This window comes from Larkinella terrae (genome assembly GCF_009668025.1).
GTDB lineage: Bacteria > Bacteroidota > Bacteroidia > Cytophagales > Spirosomataceae > Larkinella > Larkinella terrae.
The window spans coordinates 1,016,029-1,028,125 of the sequence record NZ_WJXZ01000001.1 but is presented as its reverse complement, the minus strand read 5'-3'; the positions used below and the strand labels follow the sequence as shown (position 1 = coordinate 1,028,125).

At 54.7% G+C, this 12,097-nt stretch carries 8 protein-coding genes; all 8 read right to left on the bottom strand.

What is annotated here, in order from left to right; all coding sequences use genetic code 11:
- Positions 1-70: 70 nt before the first annotated feature.
- Positions 71-1,273 carry a sialidase family protein gene (locus tag GJJ30_RS04055; protein WP_229312933.1) on the bottom strand — a complete coding sequence of 401 codons (1,203 nt, stop codon included), beginning with the start codon at positions 1,271-1,273 and terminating at the stop codon, positions 71-73.
- 198 nt (positions 1,274-1,471) lie between these two features.
- Entirely contained in the window at positions 1,472-1,615 is a 144-nt protein-coding gene (locus GJJ30_RS32275) for a hypothetical protein (protein WP_154173384.1), read from the bottom strand.
- Between the two features lie 204 nt (positions 1,616-1,819).
- Positions 1,820-2,194: a twin-arginine translocation signal domain-containing protein gene (locus GJJ30_RS04045; RefSeq protein ID WP_154173382.1), complete on the bottom strand. Its 375-nt coding sequence runs from the start codon at positions 2,192-2,194 to the stop codon at positions 1,820-1,822.
- The gene (locus GJJ30_RS04040) at positions 2,191-3,996 is read right to left on the bottom strand and encodes a hypothetical protein (RefSeq protein ID WP_154173380.1); all 1,806 of its coding nucleotides are present in this window, start codon (positions 3,994-3,996) and stop codon (positions 2,191-2,193) included. Before GJJ30_RS04040 ends, GJJ30_RS04045 begins: the two co-directional genes overlap by 4 nt.
- Positions 3,997-4,271: 275 nt before the next feature.
- On the bottom strand, positions 4,272-5,624 hold the full coding sequence (locus GJJ30_RS04035; protein WP_154173378.1) for a sialidase family protein: 1,353 nt from the start codon (positions 5,622-5,624) through the stop codon (positions 4,272-4,274).
- A gap of 33 nt (positions 5,625-5,657) precedes the next feature.
- Positions 5,658-6,998 (bottom strand): sialidase family protein, encoded by a 1,341-nt coding sequence (locus GJJ30_RS04030; protein ID WP_154173376.1) that lies wholly within the window; start codon positions 6,996-6,998, stop codon positions 5,658-5,660.
- A 250-nt stretch (positions 6,999-7,248) separates the two neighbouring features.
- Positions 7,249-8,730 (bottom strand): RagB/SusD family nutrient uptake outer membrane protein, encoded by a 1,482-nt coding sequence (locus tag GJJ30_RS04025; RefSeq protein ID WP_154173374.1) that lies wholly within the window; start codon positions 8,728-8,730, stop codon positions 7,249-7,251.
- A 14-nt stretch (positions 8,731-8,744) separates the two neighbouring features.
- Positions 8,745-11,966 (bottom strand): SusC/RagA family TonB-linked outer membrane protein, encoded by a 3,222-nt coding sequence (locus GJJ30_RS04020; protein ID WP_154173371.1) that lies wholly within the window; start codon positions 11,964-11,966, stop codon positions 8,745-8,747.
- Positions 11,967-12,097 lie beyond the last annotated feature (131 nt).

Genomic DNA, 12,097 nt, shown 5'->3' with positions numbered 1-12,097 from the left:
GGTTTGCTAAAGCCCCCTTTAGGGGGTTGGGGGCAACTTTAAAAAGGTTCTTGTAATTCTACACAGTCCTTCATTTCAGTTCCAGAATCGATCCGGCAATCTGGCGGGTTCCGTTGTCCAGGTTAAAGTAATAGACAACCAGCACCCGTTTTTTGTCGAGCTGTACCGACCACGGATAGCCGATATCGGTGCTGCCGCCGTCTTCGCGCAACACAATTTCGGGAGCGGTTTTATAATCGGTACACTCGGCGTTCAGAATGCGGGCGCGGATACCGTAGGGTTTATGCCGGTAGCCGTAGACCAGCAACACCCGGTTGTCGGCCAGCCGCGTGGCCTGCATCGGGTGGCCCTGAAAACCCATCGATTCCCATTTGAAGCTCTTGCCGCCGTCGGTTGAGCGGGCAATACACGCCTGATCGTCGAGGTTGGCCGTGCGCAGAAAACCGATGATGTCGCCTTTGGGCGTTTCGTAAGCCGAGGCTTCGTTGAACAACACTTTGTCGTCGATGGCCACCACGCTTGCATACTTCCAGGTCAGGCCCTTGTCATCCGAAACAATCAAATGGTTGGACGTTTTCTTCGGCGAATTGGAGTCGCTGGAAGCCACGATCCAGTAAATCCGGCCGCTTTTTCCTTCGTACAACGCCCCCCGGTTGTAGGCCGGAAGAGGTACTCCGCCCAGCGGACTTAAATTGATTTCCGGCGCAATGTGCGTGGGGTAAATGGGACCCTGCCAGTTTTTGCCGCCATCCGTCGAACGCACCAGGTAACCGCCCAGAAAAACGGCCCCGGATGTTTCAAAATACGGTTTTTTCAGATTTGCCATGCCGTCGGGACGGAGGAACGCCCAGCCGTAGCTGGCGCACAGAATGTCGCCGTTTTTCAATTGCAGTAAACACGGGTCCTGCGACCCACCGAACGCATGGGCGTAAATCAGTTCCGGTTCTTTCGTCCAGGTTTCGCCGTCTTTCGAGCGAACCGCCACCAGATAGCTATTCGGGTCAACGTGGTTGGACCCTTTCTCGCCGAAACCCCGGCGCTCCGGCGCGCGCCGGAAAGCGACCAGGTATTCGCCGTTGGGCTTTTTGACGATCGACGGAAAGGTCGAATAAAACCGCTCGTCCTGGTAAATCACGAAATCTTTGACTTTCCGGGCGGGCGCATCGTCGGTTACCGGTTTCGGGGCGTTGTTCGCAACAAACGACGTCAGGCCGAGGGCCATAACGCCGGAAAGCAGGAAAAACGAACCGGCACTTTTCAGATTGAGGGTCATGGGGATGGATTAGGACTGGTTATTTTTTTATCGATTTGAAATTCATCGATATTTTATTCTTTTGGATGGATCGTACGCAAAATTAAGTTTTGTCGATTAGTGATCCTCCTACTTTTATTTCGATTTGTTGTACTATTTTTCAAAGTTACCGCCGAGATTATCTTTCATCCGGGCGGTTTTTGAATGATTGTATCAATCTTACGGTTTGGCAAACAGGTTTTCCAGTTGCCAGGCTTCCAGCGATTGGAGCGTAGCCGGGCTGCCGTGGGCCCGAATGGAAACGCCCTGGCTGTCGCTGCGACCCGGATATATCCGCACCGCCACGCACTGACGGCTATTCACGAACACTTCCGATTGGCAACAACCGTGTAGGTAGACGAATTGGCATACATGTGTCCAGGTTAGAAGCGATCAAAAAAAGTGAAATTGGCGCCGAAGTTGTCCATGGCCAGGACGCGGTCGCCTTTCAATCGAACCCGGATTGTCCGCGTACGGTGATTCAAGGTCAGCTCCCGCGCTGGCAACATGAACGGGATGGTTATGAACTCATTGACAGGCGGTTTTCGCGTGTTTCTCAACCACCCCCGGAGCAATCTGGTAACCGATCGCATCTTCGGCATTCAGCAGCGCGTTCAGGTGCCGCCCGGGAATATGTGATTCCGTGTGCGTGCTGCTAAACCGGAAATAGGACTCACCCCCGACGGTCGAAATAGCCGAGCCAAAATGGGCAATGTCACCATCGTCGGCATTGAAAACGTTGCTCATTGTTTCGCAGCCGAGGACAATTGCGCCCGGAATATCCGTATCGTTCACGTCCGACATCCGCCCGGTACCAGCTAATCGCTGAAGCGGAAATGGTCCAAACGCCAGTCCGGCGCCCAAACCACCCGCTTTTTTGATCAGCTCCCGGCGGGTCATCATTTGGCGTCCTTGAGCTTAAACGTGGTGCTGTGCGCCATCGACACAATCATTTGCTGATCCTTGACGGCATTGCTGCTGCCGACCGGTACGGTTTTGTCCTGAATCCAGGCGACAATGCGGGTCTGCACCCGGCCCTTGATCACCGTCCCGGTTTCCCGATCGACCCACTGCTCGCGTTTGTACAGGATTTTTCCGCCGTGTTCGTTGAAAAACCGGTAGCGCGAACCGCCCACCTGCCGGACTTCCTCGTCGGGCAGCAACTCCTCCACCCGAACGCCGAGGTCGCTGAGCCAGAGTTCGCCAGTCGCCCGGATTAGCCGACACGCCCGGCCGTCCAGTTCAGTGTCAGAAATATAAGTCAAGCTCATCGGAGTCGGTTTCAATGGGGGTAAGTCTGTGCCGTTCAGCATCGGAACCCGCACATTTTCAATGCTTTCCCAGCGGTCGCCCGGCCGAATGCCATCGACGGGCAGCAGTGGGACCAGAATCGACACATCCGGCGCCAGCCACCGGGCGCCCTGACCTTTGGCGGCAAGCTGGCTTACTTTTCCCTGCCGACTGGCCACTAGCTGAATCTGCTGTTTTTCCTGCGGACTTTCTTCAAACCACCGAAAACCGTTCACCTCGGCGGTCAGCGGGGCGGCTTCTTCGGGCCCGTGTTTGCCAATTTTCAGCGTCAGATCGGCCGTGGCTTCCAGGTACGGCATGTTCGTGGCCGGGCGGGGCGAAAACATTTTGAAGTGCGGGTGCTCAATTTCCTTAAGCGTATTGGTAACCGGAATGCCCTGCAACTCTGCTACCGTGACTTCGTACTGAAACGATTTGTCGGCCGGAAGCTGCGGAGTTTTAACACCCTGATCCGGTTTTAAATACCGGAACAATTGCTTGAGAATCCGCTCGTTTTCGGCCCAGGGGCGCGACATGTTACCGGTCCAGGAACCGTTGTCGCCCACCAGAATAAACTTCCCTTTGCCCGGCCGCACCAGCACGATGCCGGGGCCCTTGACGTTGCGGTCGGGGTAGCCCGCATCGGACGCCACCTGCATCAACACCGTCGGATTCTTTGCTTCCGGCAGAATTCGGAGCGTACAGCCCGAACCGTAGTGAAAAATGGGCACGTCGTAGAAATAGGGGTGGTTTTCGCCAATGGACACGTCGGAATAATGCGTGTCGTCGCTGTTCCAGTCGAGACCAAAACTGCGGGTTAGTTTGCGCAACTGAACGCCTTCAAAATCCTCGGCGGCCCGGTCGCTGCCCCCGCTGTTGATCATGACCATCAAACTGCCGCCCTTCTCGACGTACCGCCGGAGCATCGCAATTTCGGCGTCGGTCAGGACGTTGGCTGTCGGGTCCAATTTCGGGTTGTCGGGATTTACGATGACCACCGCGTCTTTCGTCGCCAGGGTCGCGTCGGAGTAGGGTTCCTGCGCCATCGAAATGGCGAACTCTTTTTCCAGCGCCACAAAAACCGGGTCGAACGAGTTGGTGTGCACAAAATCGTCCCAACCGTAGCGGCCGTTAATCGTGGTCCAGGCCCCGGTCACCATGTAGTTGCCTACTTTGGTGCTGGGCCCTTTGCGGTGGTAATAATCAAACAGCAGTTTGGGGCTTGGAGCCGCCTGCGGACTGTATAAAAATGGTGTGGCTTCTTTCTTCGGCTTTTTCGTGCGGGCCGTCTGGCTCGAATCGGCGATTACCGGTTTTTTTGTCGCATTAGGTCGGTTTCCGTTTCCATACGTTGCTCCGGCGAAAACCGCACAGCCTAAGGTAAATGCCAGCAAAAACCAGTTGCGATAATTCATGTTGAATAAAATTGAGTAATACAAACCCGATTGAATAACCTTCTAAATCGTGGTCGCGTAGCGACCGAATGTTTGTAGAAGTTCTTGACTCGAAGTTGAGACAGGTCGCGTAGCGACCGAACAAACCCGTCAAAACCGGTTCGATCGCTACGCGATCATTGGCCGATGAAGAACGCATTTGGGCTACAAACATTTGGTCGCTATGCGACCCGGGACTATTCCCAAACCGAAATCCTTCTCAAACCAACCACTTCAAACAAAAAAACAGACGCTGTTCAAAGCGCAGAAACCGTCACCTCGCGCACCTTGATCGCTTTGCGAATCTGACCCTGTGGATTCTTGAAATCAAAATCCGAATAGACGATCAGGAACGAATTGTCGCCGGTGGGCAGCAAACCGGTGTAGCCGCAGGAAACCTGGTCGTAGGTGCTGTTCGGGCCAAACGGCAGCATTTCAAAGGCATTTGTCCAGGATTTGCCCTTACCGTCGTTCGAAAACCGGATTTGCACGCCCGGCCGACCGGAAGCGGTCACGACCACGCCATTTTTCAACTGCAACAGGCGCGGAAAGACGCCGTTCGGGGCCATGACCTCCGGTTTGGTAAATGTTTTGCCCTGATCCGTGGAACGGCTGGCGTATAGCGGGCCGCTGTAAATGTCATGCGAGCGAATGACGCTGAGGTAGGTGCCATTGGCCAGAATCTCGAAAGCCGGTTCCGTAAACCAGAATTTATTCACGCCATTTGTATCGATTTTGGTGTCCGGCTGGTACGGAATGCGGCTCAGGATTTTCCAGGAATGCCCGGCATCCGTAGAGCGGTAAAAGAAAACCCCACCTTTCAGGTCCGGGCTGCCATCGTCCCGAATGTGAAAACCGGGATACACACAGGCGACAACGGAACCATCGTTAGCGGTTTTCAGATCGCCCCACCAGACCACCGGCACCATGCCGCGCAGGCTGTAGCGCAGGGCTTGCGGGTCGTCCAGAACCGCTTGTTCATCTTTCCAAACCCGTTCCCCTTTACCACGCCGGGCCAGAAAAACGCCCTGGCGACTGGCGGGCAGTTCGGTCAGTTTGTAAAAAGTGTGGACCGAATTTCTCCGCTTGAACGACCCGACCGGTTTTGGCATCGCCAGCTCGGACTCTTTGACCGGTTTCGGGGTCACCACTTTGATCCGTTCCCCATTTTTCAGCAGAACGCCCTCGTCCAGCACGGAATGTTCCCAATCCGTAGCGCCCGGTTTCCAGGTTTTTCCGCCGTCGGTGGAAACCGCCGTCGGCGAAGAGGTGCCGCCGTACGATTCCATCGCATCGTTGGCCATTTGCCACTTCACCACGATAGCGCCGTCGAGGTTGCGGGCGATGTCCGGAAACTGAAAATGGCCCCATTTTTCTTCCTTGTCGGCCACGCTCACCACCACCGGTTCGCTCAGCGTGACGCGGTATGTTAGCTTGCCATTCTGTTTATACTGAATAGCGGTTTTGTTGTAAGCCGGAATGCCGTTGGTAATCACGGAAAGGGGCTCGTTGCTCCGTTCAGTCCAGTCGGTCGTCGGAACAGCGGTTTTCTGGGCGGTTGCCACACCGCCCAGAAGGAGTCCAAGAAACAGGAGGTACGATTTGATCATGTTGGGGTAGTTGAGCAAAAAACCGGAAAATCGTCAGCGCGGGGTGACCGTGATCTCCCGCACTTTAATGGCCTTCCGGGTTTCGCCCTGCGCATTTTTGTATTTAAAGTCGGAATAAATGAGCAGAAATTTATCCGGGCCGGTGGCAATCAGGTCAGGATAACCGCAGGAAACGGCATCTTTCTGGTCCGTGAACGGCAGCATTTCGAAGGCATCGGTCCACTGCAAACCGTTTGATCCGTTGGAAAACCGCACTTGCATGCCCGGTCGGCCCGAAGCCAGCACCGTCACACCGTTCTTCAACTGGAGCAAATGGGGCAACACACCCGAACTGGTGAAAACTTTCGGCTGGCTCCAGGTTGCGCCTTTATCGACCGAGCGGCTGAGGTACATCGGACTATTGCCCAGCCCATCGGAAGTCCGCAGAACGCAGAGATATGAACCGTCGGCCAGAATTTCAAACGCCGGTTCCGTAAACCCCAGCGCCAGCCGTTTGTTGCCGTTGGGGTCCTGCGTCACATCGGGTACGTACGGAATTTTGCCGACTGCTTTCCAGGTTTTCCCCAGATCGGACGAACGGTAAAAAAGCACACCCGAGGGCGGTACGGTGCCGTTTTCGAGCGATAAACCGGGGTAGATGCCCGTCACAATGTCGTTGGTCGATTCCACTTTCATATCACCCCACCACACCAGCGTAAACAACTTATTGTCGGTATAGCGCACCGCCGTTGGATCAAGCAGTTGACTGTGTTCCAGCGTCCATTCTTTCTGGCCTTTTTTCAACCGGTTCAGGTAAACGCCCTGTAGGTTCTCCGGAAGTTGATCCATTTTGTAATAGGAAAACGTCCGGCCGTAGTTCTCCGCCTTGGTTGCAATTTTTTGGGGCAGTTTCAGGCTGGCGGTGTCCAGCGCGGGGGGCGTGTAATTCCGGATGATATCGCCATTGGGCAGCAACAGCCCATCGCCCGGCGGTTTGGGTCCACCGGGAAACGTCCAGGTTTTTCCGCCATCCTTCGAAACCGCAAAACCGTCGCTGTCTTTGCCGTAACTCTCGGCGTGGTCGGTATGCATTGCCCAGACGGCCACCAGCGCGCCGTCCGTGCTGCGGTAGATTTTCGGAAACTGGTAAAATCCCCAGCCTACCGGTTTTTCCGCGACGGTCACGACAACGGGTTCGCCCAGTTTGATTTGGTATTTTTCATTGCCATCCCGTTTGTAGATTCCGGCCGTTTTTTCATAGGCCGGAATACCGGGCGCAATGACGGTGAAGCTGGCATTTTTTCGTTCTTCCCAAACCGTGGGAGAAAAATGCTGGGCCGTAAAGGCCCAGCATTGGCACACGAAACCGACCAGAAAAAGGCATTTCTTTTTCACGGGCTAAACGGGTTTTGGGTTAGGGATATATTTGTTTATCGTTTAAGGTTTTGACTCAATACGTTCCTATAAAAGTGATTAGCTTTAAACAATGAACCATAAACTCAGTACTGGACATTTGTACGACGGAGTGGTACTCCATCGTGGTAATGGCTTCATTAACAGATGCTTGTTCAGGTCCAGCAACGGAGTGACACTCCGTTGTACATTTTATGTCCAGTACTGAGAACTATAAACCTTAAACCATCTTTTAATAACCGGGATTCTGTTTAATCTTGGGTTCCAGACTCAGCACGTTGCTGGAAATCGGGAACAGCAACAGGTAATCCTTCCCTTTCTGCGCCTGCAGCGACGGTACGATGTCAAACGCTTTGCCAAACCGCACCAGATCCCACCAGCGCTTGCCTTCCAGCATCAGTTCCAGCAGGCGCTCTTTCAGAATGGCCGCGTCGTTCGCTTCCTTCGTGCCGTTGACGAATTTGTAGGCGTCGAATTTGGTGCCATAGGCCCGTTGCCGGATCAGGTTCATTTCGGTGCTGGGGTCTTGTCCGAGCGCATTTTTGGCTTCGGCTTTTAGCAGCAGCACGTCGGCGTAGCGGTACAGAATGATGTCATCGACGAAAAACCGCACCCCGCCTTCAACCGTTCCCTGCCCTTTCGTCTGCACCGAGATGAAATAATTGCGGGCGCCGTTGGTACCGGTGGTGTAAACTTCATGGAACGTCCCGGCCCGGCGTTGGTCGTCGACCGAAAACTGGTTGCGGACGAGCGCACTGGGCTCCCACACGTTATTGCCACCCGAAACACCCACAATGGTTTTGGAAGCGGCTTCGGCATTGGCCGGAAGCGCACCGACGGCCATGTAGATGTTATTGAAGTAGTTATCGGTTGCTTCCAGGTACCGGAATCCCACCGACATCAGGATTTCCTTGCTGCCTTTGTTGCCATATTTGAACAGGCTGGCGTAATCGGCCAGCAGCGTCACATCGGCTTTACCCACTTCGTCGCAGGCCGCCAGTGCCGTTGTGAAGTCGGCCTGACCGCCGTTGGCGCGTTTGCCCGTCCACAAATAAACATCGGCTTTCAGCGCGTTGACCGCCGGTTTCGACCACATGCTCCGACCGTTCGTAAAGTTGTTGTCCGGAAAGAGTTGCAGCGCTTTTTCAATATCCTCTTTGATCAGCTTAAAAACGTCCGCAGCGGGCGATCGTTCCAGAAAGGTTGTTTCCGGGTCGTAGCCTTCCGTGGGCAGGGTTCGCAGCGGCAAATCGCCCCAGGTCCGGACCATGACAAAATAGAGGTACGCCCGCATCGCGTAAGCCTGCGCCAGCGTGGTGTTTTTGACGTTTTCCGAACTAAAGGTAATCGTCGGCGCGTATTTCAGAATCAGGTTGGCCGCATTGACGCCCGAGTACAAACCGATCCAGTCGGGCGCGGTGGCGGCCTGGTTGAGCGTATTCAGGTAATACCGGTCGTAATCGAGCGTTCCGGCCAGCGACTTCTGCATCACCTCGCTCCGGCCTTCGCCGTAGATGAACAGGTTGAGCAGCGCTTCGTTCCGCAGTTTGACGTACATCCCGTTCAAACCGCCTTTGGCGTCGTCTTCCGTTTTCCAGAACGACGCATTGGTGATGACGCTCGTCGGTTCGACATTCAATTGATCGGTGCAGGAGGTGGTACTGATCAGCAGGCCCAGCAGCAATCCCGAAAAAAGTTTATAGGGTGATTTCATGGTTCAGCGAGTGATTAGAAGGTAAGAGAAGCCCCAAACGCGATGTTCTTCGGAATCGGATACCGACCGTTGTCCCGGGTGCCATCTTCCGGGTTCAGCCCTTTGTAGGCCGTGAAGTAATGCAGGTTGCTACCGGTCAGGTTGAAGCGCAGGTTGCTCAGTTTCAGCTTTTGCAAAACCGCCGTCGGCACGCTGTAGCTCAGGGTGACTTCCCGGAGGCAGAGGTAATCGCCTTTCTCGTAATAGATGGAATTGGTCGTTAACTCGTGCCAGGCCGTTCCGCGCCAGTTGCTGTAGTTGCCGATCCCCGGCTGGTACTGCACCATGCTGGCAATATCGCCCTGTTTTTTCCAGGATTTGTCAACCATTTCCTTCGTCATGCTCACCCCGGCCCACTGACCGTCCATGAACGCCCGGGCGTAGTTGTAAATCGTGTGGCCCGTCGCGTAATCCATCCGAATCAGGAAGTTGAAGTTCTTGTACGACAGCGTGTTGGAAATACCGCCGGTCCAGAGCGGGAACGGATTGCCCATGTAAACGCGATCCCGTTCGTCGATGATGTTATTGCCATCCAGATCCTGGAAAATGGCGTCGCCCCCGTATTTGGTCTTGTCGGCGTAGGTGATGAGCTGATCGACCGGCGCCGATTTGGCGGCTTCGTCGGTGGCATACACGCCAGTCTGTTTCCAGGCGTAAAGATCACCGATCCGGCCCCCTTCGCGCAAACCGCCACCCCAGACGTACGTGCCGCTGGCGGCATCATACACGTTGTAACCGCCAATCCGATTGTTTTCCGTACCGTTGTAAGGCAGCGTCAGAATTTTGTGGGTCGTTTTGGCGGCATTCAGGCCAATCTGCCATTGCAAAGCGGATGACGGCGGCAGAATCTGCGCGCTGAGCTCCAGTTCAACACCCTTGTTTTCGAGGCTACCCAGGTTGGTAAAGATGCTGGCAAAACCGGTCGAGGGCGGCAGCGTCAGGCTGGTCAGCAGGTTGTCGGTCACGCGCCGGTACACATCGACGATCACGTTCACCCGGCTTTTGAACAGGCCAAGATCAGCCCCGACGTTAAAGGTTTTAGACTGTTCCCACTTCAGCGACGGGTTCGGAATCACGGTGTTCTGTACGGCTGAAACGCCCAGATAACGCGCTCCGACACCGTATTCACCCTGCGACTGGAAGTCGGTAAGGCCGCTGATGTTTCCGTTCACCCCGTAGCTTCCGCGTAGTTTCAATTGAATCAGATCGGCGGGCAGGGCTTTCCAGAACTCTTCGTGGTGCAGGTTCCAGCCGACCGAAACCCCCGGGAAAAAGCCCCATTTGTGGTTGGCACCGAGGTTGGAAGCGCCGTCGTAGCGGGCGTTTAGGGAGAACAGGTATTTCTGCTTGTAATCGTAGTTGAACCGGCCAAAATAACCCAGAATCACCTGATCACTCACCGAACCGCCCACCGAAACCGGCGTGGTAGCCGCGTTCAGGGTTGGGATCAGGTCCGTAGCCGCGCCCTGGCCGCTGGCCGACATGGCGTAACTGTTCCGCCCAAAGTAGGAAAAACCGCCTTTTAACGACACATTGTGGGAGGTCGCAAACGTTTTGTCGTACGATAAAACCGCATCAGCCTGCCACTGGGTCAGTTTGGTATAGCTCGCCGAAGCCGATCGGGTAGTTACCGCCGTGGTTCCGTTGTAATACGAAGGCAGGAACGAATAACCGTCGGTGCCCAGTTTATACATCGAAACCTGGGGTTCGAAAGCCAAACCCGGCAGAATATCCCAGCGCCCGCCCACCGACAGCGTCATGTTTTCGATGGAATTGCCGCGCTTGTCCTTGTTCAGAAAGTACAACGGGTTTCCATTGCCCCGGTTAGCACCCGGTGCCAGCGAACCGTCTTCGTAATACAATTTTGAGGTGGGCACGTTGGCCGCTGAGCGGTAGAAAATCTGCGAAATGTTGTAAACCTCGTTGTTGCTCGAGCGGGTGTACATCGTCCGGCCGAAGAACGTCAGGTTGTCCCGCACCTTGAGGTCGCCGTTCAGGTTGAACGTCAGGCGGTCGTACCGGGTCGTAATTACCGTTCCCTGGTTGTTCAGGTACCCCACGCCCGCATTGAACGTCGCTTTTTCGGAACCGCCCGTCAGCGAAACGTAGTGGTTGTGCGAAACGCCGTCCTGATAAATCAGTTTCTGGTAATCGGTCCCCTGGAAAATGATGGTTTTGGTCGAATCCAGCGGGTCGGGCATGCTTTCCCAGCCTTCATTCAGCTTGTATTTATTGGCTTCCGTAAGGTATTGAGTCGTATATACCGTGTTGTTCGTCAGGTCATTACCGGTTCCGGCACCGGTCGCCAGCGTCAATTGGCGGGTGGCCGTCGGGTCTTTTTTCGCCGAGCGAACGGCCCCGAGCCGCTGCAGGTAAATGTAGTCGCGGGCGGTCGCCATTTCGTACATTTTACCCGGTTTTGAGAAAATCAGGTCATAGGAATAGGTGACGCGGGTTTTGCCGCTCTTACCGGTTTTGGTCGTAATGATGACAACCCCGTTGGAACCCCGTGCGCCGTAAATGGCCGTCGAAGCGGCATCTTTCAGCACCTGCAGCGACTCAATATCGTCGGGGTTGATGTCGTTCATGTTGGTTCGGATGATCCCGTCGATGATGTACAGCGGGGCCGCGCCGTTGGGGTTGTTGATCGACGTACCCCCGCGAATAATGATCCGGGGAGCCGCGCCCGGTTGACCACCGGATTCGGTTCCCTGCACCCGGACGCCCGGTAGCGTACCCTGTAAGGCCGAAGCCGCGTTGGCATACGGAATGTTTTCCAGCACTTTCGTGTCCAGCTTGGAAACGGAGGTCGTCAGCACCTCGCGCGACTGGGAACCGTAGCCGACCACGACCACCTCATTCAGCGTTTTGCTATCGCCTTTCAGGGTGACGTCCAGCAGCGTCTGGTTGCCAACGGTGATTTCCTGGGATTCGTACCCCAGAAAACTGAAGACCAGAATCGCCTGGTTATTTGGCACGTTGATGGTGTACTGACCGCCCGCATCCGTGGTAGCTCCGGTCGTGGTTCCCTTCAGAACAATGCTGACGCCCGGCAAACCTTCGTTGCGTTCGTCCGTAATTTTCCCTTTCACCGTGCGCGCTTGCTGGGCGAAAACCGCCAGGCTGCAACAAAGGAGTGTTATCAGCAGGAAAACGCGCTTTTCGATAAAAAAAGCAGGTAAAGTTCTCTTTTTCATAGTATCCCAAATAGAAAGTCGTGCAGAATTTGACGAAAGCAAAATTAAGTTTCGTACCTATCGGAATCTGCTACTTTTATTTGTATTTGTGATACTATTTTTCAGAAAAACCGTACCGGTATTTTTTTACG